The organism is bacterium (genome assembly GCA_013360195.1).
Taxonomy (GTDB): domain Bacteria; phylum Electryoneota; class RPQS01; order RPQS01; family RPQS01; genus JABWCQ01.
Window position 1 is genome coordinate 1 of record JABWCQ010000001.1, and the last position, 25383, is coordinate 25383.

Annotated in this window: 19 protein-coding genes; 17 read left to right on the forward strand and 2 right to left on the reverse strand. The window is 54.5% G+C overall.

Annotated elements, in window-relative coordinates; genetic code table 11:
• From HUU59_00005 to tal, 4 genes are all read left to right on the forward strand, one after another.
• The coding region (locus HUU59_00005; GenBank protein NUO17820.1) for a VCBS repeat-containing protein at nt 1–6780 on the forward strand (6780 nt) is incomplete at its 5' end.
• A gap of 120 nt (nt 6781–6900) precedes the next feature.
• Complete coding sequence (gene tkt, locus HUU59_00010; GenBank protein NUO17821.1) at nt 6901–8904, forward strand: transketolase; 2004 nt, start codon at nt 6901–6903, stop codon at nt 8902–8904.
• Between the two features lies 1 nt (nt 8905).
• Complete coding sequence (rpiB, locus tag HUU59_00015; protein ID NUO17822.1) at nt 8906–9355, forward strand: ribose 5-phosphate isomerase B; 450 nt, start codon at nt 8906–8908, stop codon at nt 9353–9355.
• A gap of 27 nt (nt 9356–9382) precedes the next feature.
• Complete coding sequence (tal, locus tag HUU59_00020; GenBank protein NUO17823.1) at nt 9383–10483, forward strand: transaldolase; 1101 nt, start codon at nt 9383–9385, stop codon at nt 10481–10483.
• Between the two features lie 74 nt (nt 10484–10557).
• Here tal and HUU59_00025 read toward each other — a convergent pair whose 3' ends face one another.
• On the reverse strand, nt 10558–11364 hold the full coding sequence (locus tag HUU59_00025) for a carbonic anhydrase (GenBank protein NUO17824.1): 807 nt from the start codon (nt 11362–11364) through the stop codon (nt 10558–10560).
• A gap of 136 nt (nt 11365–11500) precedes the next feature.
• On the opposite strand from HUU59_00025, the gene HUU59_00030 reads away from it, so the two are divergent.
• The 3 genes from HUU59_00030 (at nt 11501) to deoC (ending at nt 13286) form a co-directional block, all read left to right on the forward strand.
• The gene (locus tag HUU59_00030) at nt 11501–11872 is read left to right on the forward strand and encodes an Hpt domain-containing protein (GenBank protein ID NUO17825.1); all 372 of its coding nucleotides are present in this window, start codon (nt 11501–11503) and stop codon (nt 11870–11872) included.
• Nucleotides 11869–12510, forward strand: coding sequence for a response regulator transcription factor (locus HUU59_00035; protein NUO17826.1), 642 nt, complete (start codon nt 11869–11871; stop codon nt 12508–12510). Before HUU59_00030 ends, HUU59_00035 begins: the two co-directional genes overlap by 4 nt.
• Before the next feature lie 104 nt (nt 12511–12614).
• Complete coding sequence (gene deoC / locus HUU59_00040; GenBank protein ID NUO17827.1) at nt 12615–13286, forward strand: deoxyribose-phosphate aldolase; 672 nt, start codon at nt 12615–12617, stop codon at nt 13284–13286.
• A gap of 78 nt (nt 13287–13364) precedes the next feature.
• On the opposite strand, the gene HUU59_00045 is transcribed toward deoC, so the two are convergent.
• Entirely contained in the window at nt 13365–15413 is a 2049-nt protein-coding gene (locus tag HUU59_00045; GenBank protein ID NUO17828.1) for a redoxin family protein, read from the reverse strand.
• A 227-nt stretch (nt 15414–15640) separates the two neighbouring features.
• Here HUU59_00045 and aroF point away from each other — a divergent pair, with 227 nt between their 5' ends.
• The 10 genes from aroF to HUU59_00095 all read left to right on the forward strand — a co-directional run bounded on the left by aroF (nt 15641) and on the right by HUU59_00095 (nt 25380).
• Nucleotides 15641–16567 (forward strand): 3-deoxy-7-phosphoheptulonate synthase, encoded by a 927-nt coding sequence (gene aroF / locus HUU59_00050; protein NUO17829.1) that lies wholly within the window; start codon nt 15641–15643, stop codon nt 16565–16567.
• Nucleotides 16557–17861: a 3-phosphoshikimate 1-carboxyvinyltransferase gene (gene aroA, locus HUU59_00055; GenBank protein ID NUO17830.1), complete on the forward strand. Its 1305-nt coding sequence runs from the start codon at nt 16557–16559 to the stop codon at nt 17859–17861. The genes aroF and aroA overlap by 11 nt, the downstream gene beginning before the upstream one ends.
• Nucleotides 17862–18701 (forward strand): shikimate dehydrogenase, encoded by an 840-nt coding sequence (locus HUU59_00060; protein ID NUO17831.1) that lies wholly within the window; start codon nt 17862–17864, stop codon nt 18699–18701. It begins immediately after the preceding gene.
• Nucleotides 18701–19861: a chorismate synthase gene (aroC, locus tag HUU59_00065; protein ID NUO17832.1), complete on the forward strand. Its 1161-nt coding sequence runs from the start codon at nt 18701–18703 to the stop codon at nt 19859–19861. Before HUU59_00060 ends, aroC begins: the two co-directional genes overlap by 1 nt.
• Nucleotides 19852–20373, forward strand: coding sequence for a shikimate kinase (locus HUU59_00070; GenBank protein NUO17833.1), 522 nt, complete (start codon nt 19852–19854; stop codon nt 20371–20373). The genes aroC and HUU59_00070 overlap by 10 nt, the downstream gene beginning before the upstream one ends.
• A 940-nt stretch (nt 20374–21313) precedes the next feature.
• Entirely contained in the window at nt 21314–21925 is a 612-nt protein-coding gene (locus HUU59_00075; GenBank protein NUO17834.1) for a type II 3-dehydroquinate dehydratase, read from the forward strand.
• 183 nt (nt 21926–22108) lie between these two features.
• Nucleotides 22109–23098 (forward strand): thioredoxin-disulfide reductase, encoded by a 990-nt coding sequence (trxB, locus tag HUU59_00080; GenBank protein ID NUO17835.1) that lies wholly within the window; start codon nt 22109–22111, stop codon nt 23096–23098.
• A gap of 5 nt (nt 23099–23103) precedes the next feature.
• Entirely contained in the window at nt 23104–24507 is a 1404-nt protein-coding gene (lpdA, locus tag HUU59_00085; protein ID NUO17836.1) for a dihydrolipoyl dehydrogenase, read from the forward strand.
• Between the two features lie 64 nt (nt 24508–24571).
• Entirely contained in the window at nt 24572–24991 is a 420-nt protein-coding gene (locus HUU59_00090; GenBank protein ID NUO17837.1) for a hypothetical protein, read from the forward strand.
• 2 nt (nt 24992–24993) lie between these two features.
• A complete protein-coding gene (locus HUU59_00095) occupies nt 24994–25380 on the forward strand; it encodes a hypothetical protein (GenBank protein NUO17838.1) in 387 nt (128 codons plus the stop codon).
• Nucleotides 25381–25383: the final 3 nt, after the last annotated feature.

Here is a 25383-nt window from a genome sequence, read left to right on the forward strand (position 1 = left end):
GTGACGTGGAACAACGTCATTCGCGAGACAAACTTCCGCGTGCTTCGCAACGGTTCGACGCTGGCGACGGTCGCACAGGATGTGCTGACCTATGACGATTTGACGGCGGTGAACGGTGTTCGCTATTCTTATGCCGTGGTAGCGTTTAACGAGTGCGGTGACGGGGCTACCTCGCCTGCGGACTCGGGCGGGGTTTTGGCTTCGCTGAATGCGCCGACGAACGTGCAGGCAACGGACAATTTGTGTGATTCCGTTGTCGTCACCTGGATGGACAATAACAGCGCTCCACAGGAGACAGGGCACAATATTTTGCGCGACGGTGTTCAAATTGGCAGCGTTGGCGTGAATGTGACGACGTTCACCGATTTGACACCCGAACCGGGTGTTGTCTATGCCTATACGGTGCAGGCAACCGGCACCGGCGGTCCGGCAACCAGTTCCCCGAATAGTGGCGGCGCAGCTCCGTTGCCCGGCGTTCCTGTCTTGACCTTGACTGATGTAACGTGTGATCAGATACTGTTCACATGGGTGGCAGGCGCGAATACGGACACCGTTCTTATTTATCGTGACGGTGTGCTTGTCGTTGCAGTTGCCGCACAGAACGGCAACTCGAGCATCGAGATACCGACTGACGGTTTCCATTCCTATAATGCAGTAGGCGCGAACGAATGCGGTCGCGGTGACACATCGAACACGCTGACGGTTCAGCGCGACCAACTGCCGCCGGCTGTTACGAGCTTTGACGCACAAAGTGTCGATTGCGAAACGGTTGAACTTGGCTGGGACGCTCCGGCAGGCGTGGACAGTATTCGGATCTTCCGGAATACAGTTCTGTTAACCACAGTTCCGGTTTCTCCGGACGTTTACATTGACGTTGTGGGCAACGGACCGCAAGAAGTGCAGTATTGGTACGTGTCTGTCAATGAATGCGGAGAGTCCATGCCTTCGCAGGCGTTTCTCGTAAACGTCGAACAGGCACCGACGATTCCGACCAATGTGACCGCTTCCAACGATGAGTGCACAACGGTGACCGTGACATGGAGTGCATCGCAGGGCGAAGTAAACGGATACGATATTTACCGCGACGGCATTCTGATTGCGACCGTTGATGCTTCAACGCTGGAATATGTTGATACACCGGGTGACAGCGATCCGCATCAGTATTCCATTTCGGCGAGCAGTATTAATTGCATTGATTCCGAGGCCAGTGTCGAAGCGACGGGCAGCACGCTGGAGCAGGTGGGAGTGCCGGGTAACGTCACGCAGCAAGACGATAACTGCGATATGGTTACTATTTGCTGGACAGCAGCAACAGGTGACTTGACCGGATATGTGATATACATTGACAGCGACTCTGTGGGCTCTGTGCTTGCAGGGACGACCTGTTTTACGTGGAACGGTGAACCGGGAACCTATAGCGCGCAAGTTGCGGCCTATTCCGCGTTGTGCGGAGTTGGAACCTTGTCTTCTGCAATTGATGTGACCATTTTCGCTCAGCCGGTTGCGCCGCCAAACTTCGCGGCGACAGACGACAGATGTGACAACGTTGTCTTAACGTGGGGAGCTCAGCCTGAATTCACGGGAGTGACGGCCTATCGAATCACCCGTGACGGCAACGAGATATTCAACGGCAACTCGCTGAATGAAACGCGCACGTTCACGGATACAGGCGCAAGCATCGGCGCGCATACCTACGAAATCACGGCACTGTCGAGCCTCGAAGATTGTGAAGATTCGGCGCCGTCCTCTGATTCCGGTTCATTGCTGCCGTTACCCGGAACACCGACCAATGTCAACGCATCGGATACAAGCTGTCTGGATGTGTATGTGACGTGGACTTCAGGCGGCGGCACAGTCGACGGCTTTATTATTTTCAGAAACGGCAACCCGATTGATACGGTTGGTGCGGGTGTGTTCGACTATCATGATACGGGCATCGCACCGGGAGCTTCGGCTGATTATGCCGTCATGGCTTTCGACAATGTATGCGGAAACTCGGCGCCATCGTTCTCGGAAAACGGAACGCGTTTGCTTGGTCCGGACGCTCCGACAGGAGTTCTCGCATCTGACGATGACTGCGATGAAATTGCGGTATCCTGGAACGCGGCACCTGGTGACGTGACGGAGTATCGCGTCTATCGCGACGGAATTCTAGCAGGCTCTGTCCTGCCGCCGCAAACCAACTTCGTGGATGCTCCGGCAGCGGGGACTTATGCGTACACCGTTACGGCATTCAGCGTGAACTGCGGTGAAACGGCTCCGTCCGTTGCCGACAACGGCACGCGACTTCCGCAAATGGGTCAGGTGACCGGCGTTGTCGCATCTGTGGATAGCTGCAACGGAATACTTGTGTCGTGGACAGCATTCACAGGAGCGGTGAGCTACAATGTCTCGCGAGGCGGCGGATTCATCGCAACAGTTAATGCACCGACCACGCAGTATTTTGACAATTCCGTTGCTGAAGGTGTGGCGCACAGCTACACTATTGAAGCGGTTAATCCCTGCAACACAGGATTGGCATCCGCTCCGGCAGTTGGCTCGCGTGCGTCCACTCCTGGACAAGTTACTGGCTTGACGGCCACGAACAATCTCATCAGTCAGGTTTGTCTGAACTGGACGGATGTCGCGGGTGAACTTAGCTATCAGATTTACCGTGATGACATTCTGATTGCAACCAACAGCGCGGATGACGTGGATTACTGCGACCTCACGGCCACGCCCGGTGTTACTTATACGTACACGGTTGCCGCGGCCAACGTCTGCGGTGAAGGCGATGAATCTGCAGGCGCACAAGGTGTGGCGGTGTTCAGCCTCGGCCAAGTGACGGGCGTGACCGCGACCACGACGGATTGTGATGACGTCTGCCTGAGCTGGACGGACATCTCGAATGAAACAGGCTACGAAATTCTGCGCAACGGCGTGGTTCTGGCAACCGTTGGTGCAGATGTTGTAAGTTACTGTGACGCTACAGTCGCGCCGGGTGAGTGCTTCACGTACACCGTTCGCGGATTCAATGTCGGAGGCACGGGACCTGAGTCGGACAGCGTTCAGGGTTGCCGCCGCACGGTTCCGTCGCAGGTGACGGGTGTCACGGCCACGAGTACCAACTGCAATGCCGTGGTGTTGACGTGGAATGACGCAACGGATGAAGACCGTTACGATGTTTACCGCGACGGCAATTTGCTTGTGCAGAACGCCGGTGCATTGACGTACACGGATAACAGCGCGGTTCCCGGTGTTGTGTATTCCTACACTATTCGTGCCGTAAATGCCTGCGGAAACGCTCCGTTCAGCACAGCGGTTCAGGGCGTCCGCGCAACGGTGCCGCCGCTGGTGGCAGGATTGGTTGCGTCGGTGGACGTGTGCGGTCAGATAACGATCAACTGGACGGATCAGCTATCCGAAACGGGCTATCGTGTTTACCGCGACGGCAATTTCCTGACCCCGATTGCAACGCTTGCGGCGAATACGGTTGTCTATGTCGACAACATTACGGGTTCACATACCTATCATGTCCGGGCCTTTAACGACTGCGGAAACGGTGAACTTGGCAGCGGAACGAGTGGCATCGGTTTGACGGTACCGGGAGTTGCGACAGGAATCACTGCCAGCGAGAATTGCGGCGACGTGACGGTCAATTGGACTGCTCCGGCGGCTGGACCGATTCAGGAATATCGTGTTCTCCGCAACGGTGTCCAGATTGCCGTGGTACCCGTGGGAACGACAACTTACAATGACAATGACCTTGCGGCAGGAAATTACACGTACCGCATTATCACCGCCAACCAGTGCGGCGCTGGTGCGCAGTCCGCTCAAAGCAATGGCGTGACTGTTCTGCCCGCGCTCGTTCAGGTGCCGACTTTCACGGCCGTTGCCAGCCCGTGCTTCTGCGTGGATATTACCTGGGGCAACGTGATCAATGAAGACGGTTACTTTATTTATTGCGACGGCGCGATTGTGGACACGATTAACGCCAATATCACATCCGCCCGCTATTGCCCGGCAGATACGCAATCCTGCGTGATTCAAGTCGCGGCATTCAATTCGTGCGGCATCGGGCCGCTGTCGCAAGGTATCTCGGTGACGCCGAACACTTATCCCATTCAGGTGTCGGGATTCGCAGCGAGCGAAAATCTGTGTGACCGCGTGCGTTTGACGTGGAGCGCTTACAATCAACCGGGTGTCACGCACCTGAAACTGCGCCGGGACGGAACGCCTATCGCCATGTTACTTGCCGGCAACACTTCCTTTGAACAGCTTGGAATCTGGCCGCAAAGCGTGTACAGCATTGCCGCGCTTCGTGTTTGTGCCGCAGGTGACACGATTGAGTCACCGCTGGCCACGGACAACGGCCGCACGGCTCCGACACCGGTTGCGCCGACTCAAATGGCGGCGTCCGATGACGGCTGCGGGTTTGTCACGGTGACCTTCAACTTTACAAACGTAGACGGACAGGATTCCGTTTGGATTAAGCGCAACGGCAACGTCATCGCGCGTCTGGCCGGCGGTACGGCGGGACAGAACCGTCAGTACGTAGACAACGCTCCGCTTGCTCAGGCGGCGACCTATCAGGTCTGCCCTGTCTCGAATATTTGTGGTGAAGGCGACTGCGCAAGTGATATCGGTCAGGCTGCTCCGACCGCAGGTACGGTGACGAACGTGGCGGCGACGAATGACCGCTGTACGTCCATCATCATCTCTTGGACCGGAACGCAGCATGCGCTCAACTATCAGGTTCGCCGCAACGGGAATTTGATTGCTACGGTTCCGCAAGGTCAATTCTCGTATACAGACAACGTTCCCACCGGAACTTCAAACAACTACACGGTAACGGCAACGAACGCCTGCGGGAGCGGTCCGCAATCGCCAACGGTACCGGGTTCAACGATTCCGCTGCCGCCGGTTCCAACGGGTGTAAATGCCTCTGACGGACTGTGTAATCAGGTAATTGTGACATGGAACGAGATTGCGGTTGCGACCGGATATGAAGTGTGGCGCAACAACGCGCTGCTGGCTGAAGTTCCTGGTGGAATCGAAACGTATACAGACCTTGCGGTAACTCCGGGCACGACCTACAACTATCAGGTGCGCGGAGTGAATCAGTGCGGTCTTGGCACTCTTTCCGCAGCGACGACCGGATTCTCGGCACAGCAGGTGGCTACGGTGACGAATGTTGTGGCATCAACCAATCTGAATGACCGGGTTCGCATTACCTGGAACAACGTTGCGCAGGAGACCGGATATGAAATACTGCGCGGATTCCCGCCTGAAGTGATTGCCACGGTCGGAATCGACGTTACCAGCTACAACGACTTCTCGGCTGCACCGGGTGAAGAGTACGAGTATAGGGTACGCGCTTTCAACGGATGCGGCAGTGGTCAGATGTCGGCGGTTTCCTATGGATACCGTGTGCCTGTCGACCCGATTCCGTTCGGTGTTATCACTGTGACAGAAGAGCTGTTTGGCTGCATGTCCGCTGTTCCGGCTGACATGGACGAAGATGGAGATATGGATGTCGTTGCGGCCGGCATGTTCTCGGACAAGGTCGTCTGGTATGAAAACAACGGCACGTGGGCGTACATCCCGCATGTTATCGTTGAAAACTGGGACGGTGCGCGTGCTGTAGCTGTCGGTGACATTGACGACGACGGCGATCTTGACGTTGCCGCAGTCGCGCAGTTTGCCGATCAGTTGGTTTGGTTCCGCCAGAACGCCAGCGGCACGTTCACGACATTTGTCATTGCGAACAACTACGACGGCGCACGTGACGTTTTGATCGTTGACCTTGACCGTGACGGAGACAAGGACCTTGTCACTGCGGCGTGCGATGTCAATGATATTTCGTGGTGGCGCAACAACGGCAGTGAAACGTTCACGCGAGTTGTCGTGGACAACAACTTCGTCGGTGCACGCACTGTAGAAGTGGCTGATATCGGCAACGACAACGATTGGGACATTCTGGCATCGGCCTATGAAGGCGGTATGCTGGCTTGGTATTCGAACGGCGGCGGCATGGTGTATACGCGACACGTCCTGCTCGAAAACGTTTACGGGGCATCCTATATCAACGCGGCGAGACTTAATGCCGATAACGTGCTCGACATCTACTTCTGCGTGGCACAGGATGCGCTGATCGGCTGGATTGACGGCGCGACGCAGGAGTTCAATTATGTCACCTCGCTGGTTCCGTTCCCGCGGGAAATGGACGCGATTGACATGGACGATGACAACCGTGCCGATCTGCTGCTTGCTGCCAATGAGAATCAGGAGATTTCGTGGTGGCGTAACACGGATAACCGGTTCTACCGCAATCCGATTACGACTACACTGATTCAGGCATCAGTCGTGAAGGGCGGAGATTTTGACAGTGACGGCGACACCGATGTTCTCGGCGCGGGTGAAGGCACGATCAAGATATGGCTTTCAAGCCTTGCCGAAGATATTCACGGAGCGGAATTGGCGTTGCCGCAAGATAACGGCGGCACAGACCAGCCGTACAGCCAGCACGTTGTGCCGCTGAATTACGAATTGTCGTCCAACTATCCGAATCCGTTCAACCCGATGACGCAGATTCGCTTCGGATTGCCGGAAGCACAATCGGTCAAACTGACAGTGTACGATGTGACGGGCCGTGAAGTCGCACGACTTGCGGATGGCGCATTCGGCGCGGGCTTCCACACAGTCACGTTTGATGCGTCGAACCTTGCAAGTGGATTGTATCTATACCGCATCGAAGCGGGCGAATTCGTTTCGAGCCGCAAGATGATCTTAATGAAGTAATGTGAACCCGTGCAACGGTTTGCATGGCAGATAAGCGAAGCGACGGAGAGACTCCGTCGCTTCGTGCTTATTGCATCGCCCCATCACCTCGAAACCTAACCGGATTTGTTCGTACCGACCATGTCAGAAGCATTAGACAGACTTAGCATAAACACCGTGCGCGGATTAGCCATTGATGCCGTACAGGCGGCCAATTCCGGTCATCCCGGGCTGCCTCTAGGCGCGGCGGTGATGGGATACACGATATTTCAGAGGCACCTTCGCCACAATCCGTTGGATCCTGCGTGGGTCAATCGCGATCGCTTCGTGCTTTCCGCAGGACACGGCTGTGCGCTGTTATACTCACTGCTTCACCTGACCGGATATGACTTACCACTTGAGCAACTGAAGAAGTTCAGACAGTGGGGAAGCATCACACCCGGGCATCCCGAATTAGGCTTGACTCCGGGTGTGGAAGCCACCACCGGACCGTTGGGACAGGGAGTAGGCAACATTGTCGGTATCGCCATTGCGAGGAATATACTCGCCTCGATGTTCAACCGGTATGGACACGAAGTGATAAACTTCCGCGTATTCGGCATCTGTTCGGATGGAGACCTGATGGAAGGTGTAAGCGCGGAAGCGGCGTCACTGGCAGGTCATCTGGGGCTCGGATCCATTGTGATGCTGTATGACGACAACCACATTACTATTGACGGTTCAACCGAAATTGCCTTTACCGAAGACGTCGGTGCGAGGTTTGAGAGTTACGGATGGCAGGTGCTGGCATGTGATGGCATGGACGCTGCGGAAGTTGATCAGGCCATTCGCGAAGGAATCGCAGAAACGGAAAGACCAACACTCATCCGTTGCAGGACTCAAATCGGATACGGTTCGCCCAATCGTGCCGGAACCTCCAAAGTGCACGGAGCGCCGCTTGGAGAGGATGAGCTCATATTGACGAAGAAGTCGCTGGGATTGCCGGAAAATGAAAAGTTCTACGTATCGTCCGAGGTTTTCAAGCACATGGGCGCAGCGCGGCAAACTGGTGCGGAACGGCAGGCGGCCTGGCAGAGTTTATTAGAAAAGTCCTTCGCATCGCACCCCGGTTTGCAGCATGAATGGCAAACGTTCTGGTCGCGCCGATTGCCGGAACACTGGGCGGATGCATTGCCCAAATGGAAGACGTCTGACAAGCCCATCGCTACCCGCAAGGCATCGGAGTTGTGTTTACACGCGCTGAAAGATCTGCCGTGGCTCGTGGGCGGGAGTGCGGATTTAGTCGAATCTAATCTGACGTATCTGGAAGGACGAGGAGATTTCCAAAAGGATACGCACCACGGACGAAACATCCGCTTCGGAATCAGAGAGCACGGAATGGGTGCGATACTTAACGGCATCGCAAGCAGCGGCCCGTTCATGGCATTCGGTGCGACGTTCATGACATTCCTGGACTACATGAAACCGTCGGTTCGCATTGCGGCGCTTTCACACCTGCCTGTTTGTTACATTTACACACACGACAGCATAGGATTGGGTGAAGACGGTCCGACGCATCAGCCGATCGAACAGTTAACCCACATGCGGGCGACTCCGAATCTGTGGACGATGCGTCCTGCCGATGCCAATGAAACGGCCGAGTGTTACCGGGTTGCTCTGGAGCGGACGGACGGGCCGGTCGCGCTATGTCTGACTCGTCAGGCGCTTCCGGTGCTTGATTACGCCGGAGAGAGAATGCCGGTCGAGCTCGGGGCGTACATCATTGCGGACGCGGATAACGGACGCCCCGATGTCATTCTTCTCGCGAGCGGAAGCGAAGTGGAGATTGCTGTCAGTGCTCGTGCGTTGCTCGCAAAGGAAGGAGTAACAGCACGTGTCGTGTCGGTTCCATGTCAGGAATTGTTCGACAAGCAGCCGTTGGCCTATCGCGAACAGGTCTTGCCGCCTGACATTCGCGCGCGAGTTGCAATTGAAGCGGGAGCTACGCAGGGATGGTGGAAGTATGTCGGGCTTGACGGCGATGTCGTCGGATTAGACAGGTTCGGTGCGTCTGCTCCTGCGAAAACTTTGTACGAGAAGTTCGGGCTTACTGCCGAAAATGTGACGGCACGGGCACTGACGGTGCTTTCAAAAGCAGGGAGATAGAATGAGGCTTGCAATTGGCAGCGACCACGCTGGATTTCATCTCAAACAGGAATTGGCTGATTGGCTCAAGAGTATCGGTCATGAGGTGAACGATGTTGGAACGCATTCAACCGATGCGGCCGACTATCCGGATTATGCTCAGAAAGTTGGCCATGAAGTCATTGGTCAGCGAGCCGAACGGGGGATCATTGTTTGCGGCAGCGGCGTGGGGGCGTGCGTGGCGGCAAACAAGATGAAGGGCATTCGCGCGGGTGTGTGTCACGACACATTTTCCGCGCGTCAAGGCGTCGAGGATGATGATATGAATACACTTTGTTTGGGAGCGAGAATTGTTGGCGGCGAGCTGGCAAAGGAAGTGCTTAAGGCCTTCTTGACCGCGAAGTTCTCCGGCCTCGAAAGGCATCAGCGCCGATTGAACAAGGTTCTTGCGATCGAAGCAGCCGGAAAATAGCGAGTCATTTCACTTAGGAGATACAATATGAGCCATCCGATCATGAAAGCCACGCTTGACCTCGGTCAGTCGCTTTGGCTGGATTATATCAGCCGCGAGTTAATGGATTCAGGCGGGCTGGAACGGCATGTCGCGGAAGGATTGCGAGGCATGACCTCAAATCCGTCCATATTCGAGAAGGCAATTGCTTCAAGTTCAGATTACGACGACGACATCCGTAAAGGGGCTGCCGCAGGACTTGGTGCGCATGAGGTTTTCGAAAATCTAGCCGTTGCCGATGTGTCACGCGCGTGCGGCATGCTCGTTAACGTTTACCGGGACTCGGAAGGTGTGGACGGTTATGTCAGTCTCGAAGTATCGCCGAAGCTCGCACACGATACGCAAGGAACAATAGACGAAGCGCTGCGTCTCTGGCAGCGAGTCAACCGTCCTAATCTCATGATCAAAGTGCCGGGAACTCCCGAAGGACTTCCGGCCGTGCTTGAACTTCTGACTCGCGGTGTGAATGTCAACATCACTCTTCTATTCACGCTCGATCAATACCGCCAAGTTCTGGAGACCTACTTAAGGGCGCTCGAGGAACGGCATGCGAAGGGGGAAGATCTGTCCCGGATAGCGTCTGTAGCAAGCTTCTTTGTGAGCCGGATTGACTCAGTCGCAGATGCACAACTTGAGAAGATTGGTCGGAAGGATTTGCTTGCAAAAGGCGCGATCGCTAACGCTTGTCTTGCCTATAAGCACTTCCTCGATGTTACCGCGTCTGCAAGATGGCAGAAGCTCGCAAAGGCGGGTGCACAGGTGCAGCGGCCGCTTTGGGCGTCCACGTCCACAAAGAATCCTGAGTATTCGGATGTGCTCTATGTTGAGGAACTAATCGCCGCAAACACGGTCAATACGGTCCCGCCGCAGACGCTTTCGGCTTTCAAGGATCATGGCAAGCCGTCCGCAAGGCTAATGATGAATATGGCCAAAGCGTCCGAGACAATCGCAGAAATGAGAAAGTTGGGAGTGGACATTGACAAAATCGCCTTTGATCTCATCGAAGACGGAGTCGTGAAGTTCGCGCAGTCCTTTGATGCGATGCTCGCGGCGATTGACTCAAAGCTTAAAGCCCCGATGGCTGTATAACTGCTTCCTTGGTTTTGTGAAACTGAGAGCGGCAGGCCGGTTGGCCTGCCGCTCTCAGTTTCGATATCGTTATGTCAATGCCGTGCCTTGGAGCTTGCCGTTGATCTTGCTGTTTGAGTCTTATCTGCCTCAGAATCGTGACCATCCCGGTTGGTCGATGATATCGGCTTTTGCAGTTGCTTCGTTGAAATGAGTTCCTTCGAGGACTTGACATCCGCTTTACCAAGTTGGGATTGCCAATCTACGACCCCTGTTTCAATATCGTAGACGGCCGACAGCACGACGCATTTCCCGTCCATCACAGCCTGTTCTATTGCACGCGAGCCGGCCAGCAGATGGACAGCGCCGGCGCGGGCATTTTCCTTGACCACTCCGGCGAATATTTCTTCGGGTGCATAACCTTTGGCTTGGCAGGCCTCGGCGTGCGGCTTGATTTGAGTGATCAGGCTGTTCAGCGGCTCCGCAAATTCCGACTCGGAAAGTGCGGCTCCGACCGCGCCGCATCTTGTATGTCCCATGACAACGACCACCGGGCAGTTCAAATGACCCACTGCATAATCTGCCGAGGCTACGACATCAGCGGGTGTGACATTTCCTGCTACTCGAATGACGAACAACTCACCGAGACCAGTGTCAAAAATCTCTTCCGGAGGAACTCGCGAATCTGAGCACGTAATCACACATGCATAGGGGCTCTGTCCGGTCGAGAGTTTTTCACGTGCTGCCGCACCGCTATCCCAGACTTTTGGCTTGCCTGAGACGAAGCGTTCATTTCCGTTCTGCAGGTTTTCCAAAGCGGATTGGCTCGTCCACACAGACGTGTTGCCACTGCCAAACACGAGCGAAGCGGTTCCCATTGCCAAGACACACAGCCAGATCATCTTGCCTCCTAATTACTTGTAAGTGAATTTTCTGCAAAGTGCATTCCAGCGAGTTGCCTGAACTCATGCTAACGGCGCGTTTATTGCTCTTTTCCAGAAATCACTGTAGACAAACTTAGCGTGCATATCAAGGGCCATGGAAAATCCTATAGCAAGTTCAATCCAGCATGTCAACCGGGCGAGGCTCGACGAGATTGGCATGGGCGATCCGGCATTCACCGCGGAAATCATCGAGATTATGCTTGAAGACGGCGCAACACGCGTCAAGAATATCCGCGCTGCATGCAATTCCGGCTTTTTCGAAGAGGCAGGGAAGCTGGCACATTCACTGAAAGGTGCTGCTCTTAATGTTGGTGCATCGGAACTTGCGAATCTGTGTGCCGTTATCGATGAAACCGTGCGCAAACGTGGCCTGCCGTGTCCGGACGAGCTTGTCGGTAGTATTGAAAAGGAGTTCACAATCGTGGCCGACGAACTGAACAAAATCAAATGTGAATTGAGTGCATGAAAGTCCTTGCTGTTGATGACGACCGCGTAACACTGACTACTCTGCGGCGCCTGCTCGAAAAGTTCGGCTATGAACCCCTGTTGGCTTCAAACGGAACAGAAGCGTTGCGGCTCTTCATGGAGTTTCATCCCAAGATGCTCATTACGGATTGGATGATGCCTGAAATGGAGGGGCCGACCGTCGTCAAGACTGTGCGAGCCTTCGCGGAATCGGAGTACACATACATCATTATGCTGACCTCGAGACAGGACAAGGATGATCTGATGGCCGGAATGCTTGCCGGGGTGGACGAGTTCTTAACCAAACCGATTGATCCCGACCAACTGCGAGCGCGTCTGCGTGTCGGAAAACGTATCATGCAGCTGCAAGCGAGTCTGAATAGGCGTGTGCGCGAGTTGGAAGAAGAACGCGAGCACGTGAAAGTGCTGCAGGGATTTCTGCCTATTTGTGCGTATTGTAAGAAAATCCGAGATGACGAGAATCTCTGGTCACAAGTGGAAGAATACATCTCCGAACACCAGGCAAATGTGCAGTTCTCACACTCTATTTGTCCCGACTGCTACGAATCAAAGGTAAAACCGATGGAAGAGGCATTCTGGGCGAAGAAAAGGGCTGAGCAGGAAATCGCCCAAGGATAAGTATTCGAGAATCGGATATCAAGCCGTACCGAATTGGTACGGCTTTTTGCTTGCATGTTCCTTCGGAATGATGTATCTTCGGAAAACAGTTTACGAGGCGTGACATGTCACCGGAACAAGCCGCAGCATATATCGACCACACACTTCTGAAGCCCGAAGCCACGGCGCAACAGATTATGCAACTCTGCGATGAAGCGAAGGGGTTTCGTTTCAAGACTGTTTGTGTCAATCCGAGATTCGTACGTCTGTGCGCGGCTGAGTTGCAGGCAACGGATGTTCTGGTCTGCACCGTTGTCGGATTTCCGCTTGGTGCCACAAGCACAGAATCCAAAGTCGCAGAGTGCCTTCAGGCCGTTTCTGACGGCGCAAGCGAGATTGACATGGTGCTGTGGATCGGCGGGCTGAAGTCCGGAGCGGAGCGTGATGTGCAGTATGACATTCGAGCTGTTGCGGATGCCTGCCGTCGAAGCGGTGCGGTCTTAAAAGTGATTCTCGAAACGGCAGCGCTTTCGGTAAGCGAAATCTCCGTTGCCTGCAGGCTTTCTATTGAAGCCGGGGCATCGTGGGTGAAGACGTCTACCGGTTTCGGACCCGGCGGAGCTACCATCGAGGCCGTTAAGTTGATGCACAATGCCGTTGCCTCTCATGGACTCAAGGTTAAGGCGTCCGGAGGTATTAGAACTTTGGATGACATGCGCAAGATGATTGAAGCGGGTGCGGAACGCGTTGGCACGTCGAGCGGAGTGGCAATTCTGAATGAGCTTCGCTCATCGTAGCGTGCGGGTTGCTTATGCGAACGGAAACGGGCGGCCAAGTGCCGCCCGTTTAGCTTGGAATAGATCCTTGTTTAGTGACTAAATGGACTTCAAATGCGAAGTCAGCTTGGCCTTACCGTTTGCCTTATCGTCAGATTTCAAGTCCACTGTCCACGCAACCGAAACCGGCACGCAAAGACCTTTGTTTTCGTCCGTACAATAGGCAAAGTGCATGGTAACGTCCAGGCTGCCGCCGTCAGTCAAGCAGGCGGCAGGAATTGTCAAACTGACAGGGAGGGGTTGAACGGGCGATTTCTCTTCCAGTGTCCTGCCCGTTGAGCTTCGGACCGCAAACATAATGGGCGCTTCCTTGTTCAAGTGGACGCCTTGAGGCAACATTGGATGCAATTCAAGCTCCAAATCAATTCCGCTTCTGAAAGTTGCGTTCACAGTTTCGCGAGCATCGGGTTCCGTCATCTCGCTCTCCAATACTCGTAAACCGCGAAGAGCGAATTCTGTCCAATTGCCATTGGGCATGGACACGCGAATGATCCGATCATGATTCGTGTCTGCGATATAGAGCAAGTCGCCCGAAATTGAAATTCCGCCCGGCTCGTATAAAGAGAGGTTCTGCCGGTCTTCCGCGGCAAGCTCCGGATTGCCTGAGCCAATGAAGTCAAACGAGAGCTTCGAGTCGGGATCGAGCTTCTTTATCTTGTGATTGTATGTATCGGCAACGAGTATGTCTCCGTCGTAAACGGCGACTCCCAGCGGATGCTGCAGAAGTGTGCGGTCGAATTTCCCCGTTTGATCTCCGAAATCAAAAAGTCCCGTTCCCACGAGAGTTTGCACCTCCGCCGTGTTCACGTTCGCGCGTCTTACTGCGCTCACTTCGCTGTCCGCAAAATATAACCACTCACCTGACAGCGCTAGTCCCGAGGGCTGCGCCAAGGCTGCTGAACGCGTGCCGACTCCGTCAATGACATCTTCGCGGCCGGAGCCTGCCCATGCGCGAGCCACTCCTGTGGCAATATCCAGTGTCCACAATTGATGTGGACCGGCCATCGCGATGTAAAGTGTGCTTCCTCTTAATGCCAGGTCCCACGGGCTGTTCAGTCCTTGAGATGTTCCAATGCCACCGCCAAGTCGGTCATACACTTGTACTCCGCGGCCACTGATCGTCTCGACAGACTTTGCCGACAGGTCAAGCTTGCGGATAAGGTGGTTATCGGTGTCAGCGACGTACAAAATCTCCTTCTGATCGTCAAACGCCATGCCTTGCGGATTGTTGAATTCCGCTTGTGTGAAACCGCCGTCCTTCGTTCCTTTCCGCCCCGAACCTGCAATTGCCAAAACCTGTCCGCTCGTGTCCGCGATGATGATTCTGTCATGATTCGAATCGGCAATGAACACCCGATCGCGTGTCGCCAGCACTTTTCCTGGGAATGCCAATCCCGTTGCCGAAGGCACGCGGGAATGCCGATTGAATTCCGGCGGGCCGGCGGCTAAAACGCCCTTCTCCCGACCTTCGTCCAGTAACGCTTCAATCACGCCGTCGAGAATCTCGCGGTTGCCTTCTCCCGAAAGCTGGCCAACTACCCGGCCTTCGGCATCAATCACGGCAAGTGTCGGCCACGCCTGCACCCCATACTCCGACCAAATGCGGTGATGCTCATCCACGATGACAGGATGTTCGATGTGGTAGCGATGACATGCGGTCAGAATGTTTGCCTTGTCGCTCTCGTTGTCAAATTTCGCTGAATGCACGCCGATGACCACCACCGGTTTTCCAGCGTATTTCTTTTCGATGTATTCCAAGTCCGGGAGAATGTGCATGCAGTTGATACAACAATATGTCCAGAAGTCAAGCACGACCACTCGCCCGCGCAACTCTTCCTGCATGTACAACGGACGATCCGTGTTTACCCAGGCAAAGTTGCGCGGAAATTCAGGCGCTCTTACCCGAGAAGATGGAAGCTGCGGTCGCTGCATTGCTGACTCCGTAATGGTCGTTTGTGATGCGGGTTCGGTCATTGTGGCAAAAGGGAAGGGAACACGGACAGGCGTTGGGTTGCCCGTGCATGAAACGAAAGCCGTTACATACGCGAGAATTCCAATGAATTTGGCAATAGATTGATATTTTTTCATTTACAATAACCCACCCTGTGTGAGCAAGAACTAAAAGCATATAGCAGAGACGTATTCGTTCAGGAAAAGTTCCGGAGAGTCGGAAGCCAAATGCTTAAGACTAATAATTACAAATACTAACATGATCAAAACTCTCTGTGCGGACGAAATCGCGGTGAGTCGTTTCTTGAATAAGACCTGCAATTTCTGTATTTTAAGTCCACTTTACGTGCGAATTGAATTCTCTTATGTCCCATTCCCCGAAGAACCGTTTTACGGAACAGCCCGAACTTCAGTCACAGGCAAGTACAGGTCACCTCTTTCAGCCCGCGCCGAGCAGCTCTTTCTCGTACCATCGTGTCCTTCGACGAGTGCATGATGCTGACACTGTTGTCGGTGTGCGAGGAGTCGCGGTCGGTGGACAAGAGCTTACTGTGATCGCAGGTCCGTGCGCAGTCGAATCACCGCAACAACTGATGGCAGCCGCCGAACAGGCTGCTGCGAGTGGCGCACATCTGCTTCGCGGCGGAGCCTTCAAGCTGCGAACTTCTCCGTACGCATTCTCCGGACTCGGAGAAGCGGGGCTAAGACTGCTAAGCGAGGCTCGCCGCGTTTCAGGACTACCCGTGGTTACGGAAGTCGTGGACGAGGAGAGCGTCTTGCTCGCGGCAGCACATGCCGACATGCTCCAGATCGGCACGAGAAACATGCACAACTATGTGTTGCTGAAGCAAGCGGCGTCCACAGGCAAACCAGTGCTGCTCAAGCGGGGTATGGCTGCAACGCTCGATGAGTTTCTGCATGCCGCCGAATACATTCTTGCGGCTGGGAATTCGCAAGTTGTGTTGTGTGAACGAGGTATCCGCACGTTTTCTGATTTCACCCGTAACACTCTCGACCTGAATATCGTTCCGGCACTCAAACAGCTTACGCACCTACCTGTAATTACCGACCCCTCGCATGGAACCGGCAGACGTGACTTGGTTCCGGCGATGGCGCGCGCATCCATTGCCGCTGGTGCAGACGGTGTTTTGATCGAAATGCATCCCGATCCAGAGCGTGCTCTTTCAGACGGCTATCAATCCCTTGATCCAATCGAATTCAAGGAAATGGTCACGGACCTTGCGCGTATTGCGCCGATTGTCGGGCGAACGCTGACTTTGCGTGGACAGTAAGGAGTTTTCCGTTCGGATTTCCCCCGCTTCAGAGCCGATCAGGGGTGAAGTAAGGATATCCGGTGATAAATCCGTTTCGATCCGACGCGCACTCTTTAGTCTGCTTGGTTCGCAAACCGTGTCCTTGAAAAACTATGGCACCGGACACGATTGTTTGACAGCCCTTTCATGTTTGCGAACGCTCGGCATTCCGGTCTTGTCTGATGGCCGCAATGTTGTTATCCACCGAGGCACTGTTCAATCCGGTGTGACATTGGATTGTCAAAACTCCGGCACCACCGCAAGATTGCTCGTGGGAATGCTCGCCGGTCGCGAGGGGAATTGGACATTAGTCGGCGATGAGTCATTGTCAAAACGACCTATGCGCCGCGTGGCCGTTCCGCTTTCCAGAATGGGCGCAGAAATCGAACTCAGCGAATCGGGCTGCCTACCGGCAAAAATTGTCGGGCAAAAGCTCCGAGGAACAGAAGTTGACCTGAATATCGCGAGCGCGCAAATCAAAAGCGCGCTCTTGCTTGCTGGGCTGTCCGCGTCCGGAGTCACACGTATACGCGAACCGTTCAATTCAAGGGATCATACAGAGCGGCTGCTCGGGCTCCGGCAAGACGAAGACAGGTTTTGGACAGTGAGCAGGCAAACTCTGCTCTCGAAACCGCTCGATTTGAGCGGGGAAGTGCCCGGTGACATTTCCAGCGCGGCATTCTGGGTCGTTGCGGCACTGCTTGTCCCGCAATCTGAGTTGACCATCGGAAATGTGCTGCTCAATCCGCTCCGTGCGCGATGGTTTGAATGTCTCCGCCGTTCAGGCGCTGATATCTCCGCTGCTGTTGAAGGAAATGTATGCGGTGAACCGGTTGGAAGAATCACTGCTCGCTATTCGCGAATGATGCCGCTCAAGGTCACCGCGGACGAGGTCCCGGGATTGATTGACGAGATTCCTGCCCTCGCCGTTCTCGCGGCAACGATTGAAGGTCGATCGGAGTTCTACAATATTGGCGAACTTCGCGTAAAGGAAAGCGACCGGCTGCAGGCCGTTGCGTCTGGACTGGAAACGATGGGAGTTTCGGTTGAGATTAATGGTGATGATTTGTTCGTCAATGGTGGTTCACCGTTGCGCGGTGGAGTAATCGATCCGGCTGGCGACCATCGAATCGCGATGGCTTTCTCACTCGCCGCACTCACAGCTCGAAGCCAAACTGACATCTTGAACGCATCGTGCGCGGCCGTTTCTTACCCTGAGTTCTATGATGAACTCGCAAAGCTTTCCCCTGACGCCGGAATACAAAAATACTAAATGGCATTTAGATTCGGACTAATCGGCGAGCACATCTCGTCCAGCCTCTCACCCGTCCTGTTCTCGTGGGCGTTTCAGAATACGGGTCTTTCGGGGTCGTATACTCTTTACGACTTCCCCCGCAGATTGGCCCGGTCGTTCCTGTTGCAGGCACGAATTAGCTGGGACGGGATGAACGTAACGGCGCCGCACAAGGATCTTGCGTTTTCGTTGTGTGATGAGTTGACCGACAGTGCTCTCAGTGTGCAGGCCGTGAATACGCTGGTCAGAAAGCAAGGCAAGCTGGTCGGCCACAACACGGACGTCGCTGGTTTCCGTTATGCGCTTGAACAGAAACTCGAAATTGCGTCGCGTGCGGAACGTGTGCTGATTATCGGGACAGGCGGCGCCGCTCGCGCCACCATGCTTGCCGTGGCGCAGCTTCTGACTCCGACCGAGATCGCCATTGCTTCACGCCGCCCCGCTGACGCAGCCGACAGAGTGTCTTCTGTCCTGCCTGCGCCCTATGCGCCCGTGATGCTAACGCATACAAAAGCGCGCAAACGATTGCATGAATTTGATATTGTGGTTCAGGCGACTCCTGTCGGCCATCTGTCCAGTCCAGGTTTCCCGCTCGATCCGCCATTTGCCTTCAAACCCGGTGCGCTTGTCTATGACTTGATATACTCACCGCGTAAAACACTGTTTCTCGAATCGGCACAGTCATTCGGCGCTGTCACGGAAAACGGTTTGGTCATGCTGCTTGCCCAAGCTGCCGAAAGTTTTCAGATTTGGACAGGTAAACCCTTTCCTCTGGAACATGCCGTACGCGAGCTCTTGCCGGAGTTGCGAAACTCGTGATCCGCTTCCTGACAGCTGGAGAAAGCCACGGTCCCGGGCTAACCGGAATCCTGGAAGGCATGCCGGCTGGTTTGGCCGTCTCGGAAGCGGATATCGCCCATGACTTGGCACGGCGGCAAAAAGGCCACGGGCGCGGCGGTCGCATGAAGATTGAATCAGACTATGCTCGGATTACCAGCGGCGTTCGCTACGGATTGACTCTTGGTTCGCCGATTGCTCTCTTTATCGAAAACAAGGATTGGGAGAACTGGCGCGATAAGATGTCACTTGAAGATCCCGGTGCGCACAAGCGAACAGAGAAACTCACTAGTCCGCGGCCCGGACATGCCGACTACGCCGGCTCTGTCAAATACCATCAAGACGATATTCGAAATATCATCGAACGTTCGTCTGCTCGTGAGACGACAATGCGGGTTGCTCTGGCGGCGATTTGCCGCAAATTCTTTGCTGAATTCGGAATCCGCGTTATCAGTCATGTCGTCAACATCGGCGGTGTGCAGGCAAAACCAGTTGATTCGGACATCCCGCTTCAACAGCTCGCGGCAATTGTCGAAGCGAGCCCCGTGCGCTGCGCAGATGCGGACGTTGAGGACAAGATGGTGCGGCTGATTGATGATGCGGTTGTGAGGAAGGATACTGTCGGCGGTGTCTTCGAAGTCATCGTTGACGGTTTGCCGACAGGTCTCGGCAGTTTCGTTCATTACGACCGTCGGCTCGACGGAATCCTTGCACAAGCGATGATGTCCATACACGCCATGAAGGGCGTTGAATTCGGAATGGGTTTCGAGGTCGCAAATGTCCCTGGCAGCGCCGTTCATGATCGGATGTATCCACATGATAAGGGCGTCATTCGCAAGTCAAATGCCGCAGGCGGCACGGAAGGTGGAATGACCAACGGAGAACGGCTCGTGATTCGCGTGGCCATGAAACCGCTATCCTCACTCATGCAACCGCTCGAATCCGTCAATCTTAAGACAGGCGAGCCTGTCGAAGCCCTGCGGGAACGGAGTGACGTTTGCGCTGTGCCTGCAGGGGGCATTGTCGGCGAAGCCATGGCCTTGCTCGCGCTGATGAATCCGTTTCTCGAGAAGTTCGGCGGCGATTCCATTACCGAGATTCGCGCCCATGTAAACGCAACTCCCCGCTCACCATGGCAATAGTCTACCTTTGCGGGTTGCCTGGATCCGGCAAGAGCACAATCGGACCACTGCTTGCGGAATTGCGCGGTCAACCATTTGTCGATTTGGATTCTATGATTGAAGCTCGCGCCGGGATGGAAATTCCGGCGATTTTTCGCTCTATGGGAGAGCCTGCCTTTCGTGATTTTGAGAACCTGGCGCTTGTGCAAGCCGCAAGTCGCGGCGATAGTGTCATTGCGCTCGGTGGTGGTGCATTGGAACGCGAAGACAATCGCGCCATCGTTATGGCAAGCGGGCTGCTGGTTCAGCTTGATGCGCCTTTGTCTGTCTTAGCGGCGCGCACCATGAAGAGTACCGGCCGGCCGCTTCTCGATGGCGCCGAGACGATGGCTGAACGAATTCTTGCGCTGCAAGCTTTGGCAGAACAGCGAAAAGAGCAATTCGAACTTGCCGCCTTGACGTTTCCGACTGCAAATGAAGATCCGAAGCAAACCGCACTGATGATTTTCGAGGCGATTGATGGACTCGTTTGAACTGCGCACAAATAGCGGTATCATACCCGTTCGGTTTGCACGGGCAAACTTCGAGTGGATTTCCGCCGAAATGTCCCGCTGGCTGGGCATACGCAGACCTCGGGTATTCATCGTCACGGACGAGAATGTTGCGCTTCATCATCTCGAATACCTGAAGGCTGCCTTGGTGGCAGAGGGATACGAATTTGACTCTTTTGTGCTTCCGCCCGGTGAGGATCAGAAGAACTTGAGTAGAGTCAAGTCGCTGCTCGACATATTGATACAAAAGAACTATGCCCGTGACGACCTGATTCTTGCATTTGGCGGGGGAGTCGTCACAGATGTCGCTGGATTTGTTGCAAGCATATTCAAACGCGGAATTGAGTGGATTGCCGTTCCGACTACGGTTCTGGCTATGGTGGATGCCGCAATCGGCGGCAAGACTGGCATCAATCACGAGCTTGGCAAGAATCTTATCGGCACATTTCATCAGCCGAGACTCGTGCTTGCAGAACTTTCGATTCTCCGAACACTCCCCGCGCGCGAAACTCGCTCAGGTGCGGCTGAAATTGTCAAAGGAGCATTGCTTTGCGGCGGCGAATTCTGGCGGGAAATTGAATCCGCCGGAATGGACGCGACGTGCTGGCAGCCGCGCCAGCTCGAAAGATTGATTTCACGGGGTGCAGCCGCAAAAATTGACATTGTCTCCCGCGATGAACGCGAAAGCGGAGAGCGGGTGCTGCTGAATCTTGGTCACACCTTCGGCCACGCACTGGAACAGGCAACGGGCTACGGTAAACTTACTCACGGTGAAGCTGTCTTCTACGGTCTGCGTGCATCCATATTCCTCTCTGAGAGCTGTGGAATGATGACGCAACCGTTAGCCCGCAAACTTGAGTCGCAGATTGGCACTCTTTCACTTCCCGGTGCAAAGTGCTCTCCGCAAGATCTTCTGTCTGCAATGAAGTCGGACAAAAAAACTGCGTCGGGGAAGCTGCGCTGGATTCTCCTGCGCGAGCCCGGCAAGCCTGTTGTCAGTCATGATGTTCCGGAGTCTGTCGTCCAGGAATGCGCGAATTGGCTTTCAGAGACTGTCTCAAATGGAACGGCATCTGCATCCCTTCCTCGCCGCCGCAGGATTGTTATCCTTAATGGTCCGAATCTAAACTTGCTTGGTTCACGTGAACCTGCAGTTTACGGGACGATGTCCTATGACGACCTCTGCAAGCAGTGTGCGGAGTGGGCGGAAGACCTGAATTTAGACCTTGTTATTCGGCAAAGCAATCTTGAAGGCGAGTTTGCCGAATTGGTGCAATGGACACGAGGGTGGGCGGACGGACTTGTCCTCAATCCCGGTGCCTTCACTCATACGTCCGTCGCCGTTCGCGATGCTTTGGCCGCTGCCAATCTGCCCTCCATCGAAGTCCATCTTTCATCCCCCGCCGCGCGCGAAGACTTTCGCCATCGTTCACTCATCCAGGACCTTTGCCGCAAATCCTTTTCCGGGCTTGGACCTGAGGGCTACCGTCTCGCCATGCAAGAACTTGCCTTCTGCCTGCCGGAAACCCTCTAGCACCCTGCCCCGTAGAATAGAGACTTCCGGAACTTTGCCAACGGCTTGAAATTCCCCCGAATTTTCCGTAAGTTGAGTATTCACCGGAATCTAATCCAATCTCTTGTGAATGCCGTCACAATCTTTTCAATGGTCTTCATCAAGGATTTCCAAACTTCTTATTATTAACATTTTGTAACCAAAATGAGTCGCGAAATTCACAACGTTGTTATTGTCGGCTCCGGCCCTGCCGGACTCACCGCGGCGATTTATGCTGGCCGGGCTAACCTGAATCCTGTGGTTATTGACGGTATTCAACCCGGAGGCCAGCTCATGATTACCAGCGACGTCGAAAATTATCCCGGTTTTCCTGATGGAATCGAGGGACCAGCCTTGATGGAGCTCATGCGCCGTCAGGCCGAGCGCTTTGGTACCCGCTATGTTGAAGACGAAGCCATCTCAATCGAGGTAACTTCGCGCCCGTTCAAAGTAAACCTCGGCTATCTGGAGCCGCTCTACAGCCACTCTGTGATTGTAGCTTCAGGAGCCTCGGCCAAGTGGCTGGGTCTCGAAAGTGAAAAAAGACTGCAAGGCAAAGGTGTTTCAGCGTGCGCGACCTGCGATGGTTTCTTCTTTCGCGGAAAAGTCGTTGCGGTAGTCGGCGGCGGAGATACGGCCATGGAGGAAGCGTCCTACCTGACGCGCCATGCGTCGAAAGTCTATCTCATACACCGGCGCGATTCATTCAGGGCCTCGAAAATCATGCAAGACCGCGTGCTCACCAACGAAAAAATTGAAGTGATATACAATTCAGGAGTCACTGAAGTTCTGAGCGATGCCGCCGAAACGCATGTTAATGGTCTTAAGCTCAAGAATTTCGTTACCGGTCAGGAGAGCGTGTTGCCTGTGGACGGCTTCTTTGTGGCCATCGGACACGAACCGAACACAAAAATCATCCGCGATATCCTTAAGACAGACGAAAACGGCTATGTCCTCCATCATCCAGACTCGTCATGGACAGATATCGAAGGACTGTTTGTTGCGGGCGATGTTCACGACCACCATTACCGGCAGGCGGTAACCGCGGCCGGAGCCGGTTGTATGGCTGCCATCGATGCCGAACGCTGGCTCGAAAGCGAAGCCCACAGCGGCAGGCTGAAAGCCGCTGAAGAGAACTTTCTCGCAACCGCCTAAGCATCATGTCAACTTCTGAATTTGATATTGTCGTGCTTGGCGGTGGTCCCGGCGGATACGTCGCCGCCATTCGCGCTGCCCAATTGGGGCTGAAGACCTGTGTCGTGGATGAACAGCCGCTCGGCGGAGTGTGCGTCAATTGGGGATGTATTCCCTCCAAGGCGTTGCTCAAAGCGGCCGAGTTGTATCAGGACATCCAGCATGTCGCCCCGCAAATGGGCATCAAGGCTAAAACCGACGGCTTCGATTGGTCACGTATCATCCAGCGCTCTCGTGAAGTTTCAGAAAAGAATTCATCAGGCGTGGAATTCCTTGTCCGAAAAAGCAAGATTCACCGCCCGGTCGGACGCTTCCGCATTGTTGGTGACCACGAAATCGAAGTCCACGAAAAAGGCAATCCGGCCAAAGTCATTGACAAGATTCGCGGCAAGCACATGATTATCGCTACGGGAAGTGTCAATCGTACTTTGCCGGGTGTTACGGTGGATCGCAAGCGCATCATCACCTACATGGAGGCAATGTCGCTTGAAAAGCAGCCGAAATCCCTGGTGATTGTCGGTGCAGGTGCGATTGGGTGCGAGTTTGCGTATTTTTACCGAGCGCTTGGAACAGACGTTACTCTGGTGGAAGTGCAGAACCGCATCCTGCCCCTCGAAGACGGCGAGTCGAGCAAGTTCGTTGAAGCTGCATTCAAAAAGATTGGCATGAATGTTTTAACGAATACTCGCGTCAGCTCCATCGTTGCCACGAATGGCGGCGTTTCTGTGCAGATCGAAGGGCAGGACAAACCGATGAGTGCTGACCACTGTCTTGTGGCCATCGGATTCGCGGCGAATGTTGAAGGCTGGGGATTTGAGAAGACCGGTGTTGCGCTCGAAAAAGGATTTATCAAAGTTGACAGCTTTTTCAAAACCAACAAGCCCGGTTACTATGCAATCGGCGACGTCATTGGAGCTCCGCAGCTTGCGCATACTGCGTCGCATGAAGGCATTGTTTGTGTCGATGCGATTGCCGGTAAGCATCCGCATCCGATTGATTACACCAACAACCCCGCCTGTACCTACTGCCAGCCGCAAGTCGCGAGTGTGGGATACACTGAAGAGAAATGCAAAGAACTCGGGCTTGAGTACAAAGTAGGTCGGTTCCCCTTTAGCGCGTCCGGCAAGGCTCGCGCCATCGGTCACACCGAAGGACACGTCAAGCTGATTTTCGAAAAGAAATACGGCCAACTGCTCGGTGCGCATATTGTCGGTTCCGAGGCGACCGAGATGATTGCTCAGCTTGCTCTTGCCAGAGTGCTTGAAGCCACCCCGGAAACGATATACAATACCGTTCACGCACATCCGACGCTGACGGAAGCGGTCATGGAGGCCGCACTTGCCGCCGACGGTCGCGCAGTCCATATGTAGAAAATGTGCGGCAACTGCCTAAGTCGCTGCCCGCAACTTCGTTCTAACGGAACGGAGAAATGAAATGAAAACTATTTTCTTGATCTCCCTGATGATTGCCGCGTCGCTTTCCTTTGCTGAAGAGCATGGTACTGAAACGATGCTTGCTCAAGTCACACAATTCAATTCAGAAAACGCACCGCCGCGTGTTATGCCGCTCTACGAACAAGGATGGAACGAAGGGGCTCCGGTCGGTGATTCGAAATCCGGCAAACTTGGCTGGTTCGGACTTGGTCTCGTCGGCAACATCCCGTTCATGTGGCTCCCGTGGATCGTTGAGCCGCGCCGACCGGCGAAACCGACCATACAGGCCGAGGAAGAGTACAACAGCGGCTTCAAAAACGGCTACCGTGCCGGATGGAAAAATGCGCACAAAGGCTTCTATATTGCCGGAGCAATTGTGTCTACTGCCGCCGCCGTCACGATTGCTGCAACGCAAGAGTAACCATGATTAAACTTGTCCCGCATGTGCTCGTGCTGGCGTTGATGATCGGTTGCGGCAAAGAGGAAGTTAAAAAGGCTCAGACTTCCGCTCCGCCGCAGGAAATGAGGAAGTCCGACCCGGCAGCGTTTGTTACGCAGAGTTTTCTAAGTGACCAGGCCGCCAAACGCCTCGACGTGCGCAAGCAACTTGATTCACTTCGCGCACTGCATGTCATTGACCGGGACAAAATATCCGCCGTCATCAACCGCCGCAAGGGAGAGTTGATGGTACTGAAGAAAAACCTGCGCAACAGCACCGTCTATTCCACAGCACAGCGCGATTCGCTCATTGCGCCGCTCGAAGAAGAGTCCATTGAACTTGCTGGCGACCTGATTGCCGTCGCGAAGTAAATT

Excerpts from the sequence above, each read along its gene's own strand:
- HUU59_00045 (NUO17828.1), bottom strand. The coding sequence starts at position 15,413 with ATGAAAAAATATCAATCTATTGCCAAATTCATTGGAATTCTCGCGTAT.
- HUU59_00090 (NUO17837.1), top strand. The coding sequence starts at position 24,572 with ATGAAAACTATTTTCTTGATCTCCCTGATGATTGCCGCGTCGCTTTCC.
- trxB (NUO17835.1), top strand. The coding sequence starts at position 22,109 with ATGAGTCGCGAAATTCACAACGTTGTTATTGTCGGCTCCGGCCCTGCC.
- tkt (NUO17821.1), top strand. The coding sequence starts at position 6,901 with ATGTCAGAAGCATTAGACAGACTTAGCATAAACACCGTGCGCGGATTA.
- rpiB (NUO17822.1), top strand. The coding sequence starts at position 8,906 with ATGAGGCTTGCAATTGGCAGCGACCACGCTGGATTTCATCTCAAACAG.
- HUU59_00030 (NUO17825.1), top strand. The coding sequence starts at position 11,501 with ATGGAAAATCCTATAGCAAGTTCAATCCAGCATGTCAACCGGGCGAGG.
- tal (NUO17823.1), top strand. The coding sequence starts at position 9,383 with ATGAGCCATCCGATCATGAAAGCCACGCTTGACCTCGGTCAGTCGCTT.
- HUU59_00070 (NUO17833.1), top strand. The coding sequence starts at position 19,852 with ATGGCAATAGTCTACCTTTGCGGGTTGCCTGGATCCGGCAAGAGCACA.
- lpdA (NUO17836.1), top strand. The coding sequence starts at position 23,104 with ATGTCAACTTCTGAATTTGATATTGTCGTGCTTGGCGGTGGTCCCGGC.
- deoC (NUO17827.1), top strand. The coding sequence starts at position 12,615 with ATGTCACCGGAACAAGCCGCAGCATATATCGACCACACACTTCTGAAG.
- aroF (NUO17829.1), top strand. The coding sequence starts at position 15,641 with ATGTCCCATTCCCCGAAGAACCGTTTTACGGAACAGCCCGAACTTCAG.
- HUU59_00035 (NUO17826.1), top strand. The coding sequence starts at position 11,869 with ATGAAAGTCCTTGCTGTTGATGACGACCGCGTAACACTGACTACTCTG.
- HUU59_00025 (NUO17824.1), bottom strand. The coding sequence starts at position 11,364 with ATGATCTGGCTGTGTGTCTTGGCAATGGGAACCGCTTCGCTCGTGTTT.
- HUU59_00075 (NUO17834.1), top strand. The coding sequence starts at position 21,314 with ATGAAGTCGGACAAAAAAACTGCGTCGGGGAAGCTGCGCTGGATTCTC.
- HUU59_00060 (NUO17831.1), top strand. The coding sequence starts at position 17,862 with ATGGCATTTAGATTCGGACTAATCGGCGAGCACATCTCGTCCAGCCTC.
- HUU59_00095 (NUO17838.1), top strand. The coding sequence starts at position 24,994 with ATGATTAAACTTGTCCCGCATGTGCTCGTGCTGGCGTTGATGATCGGT.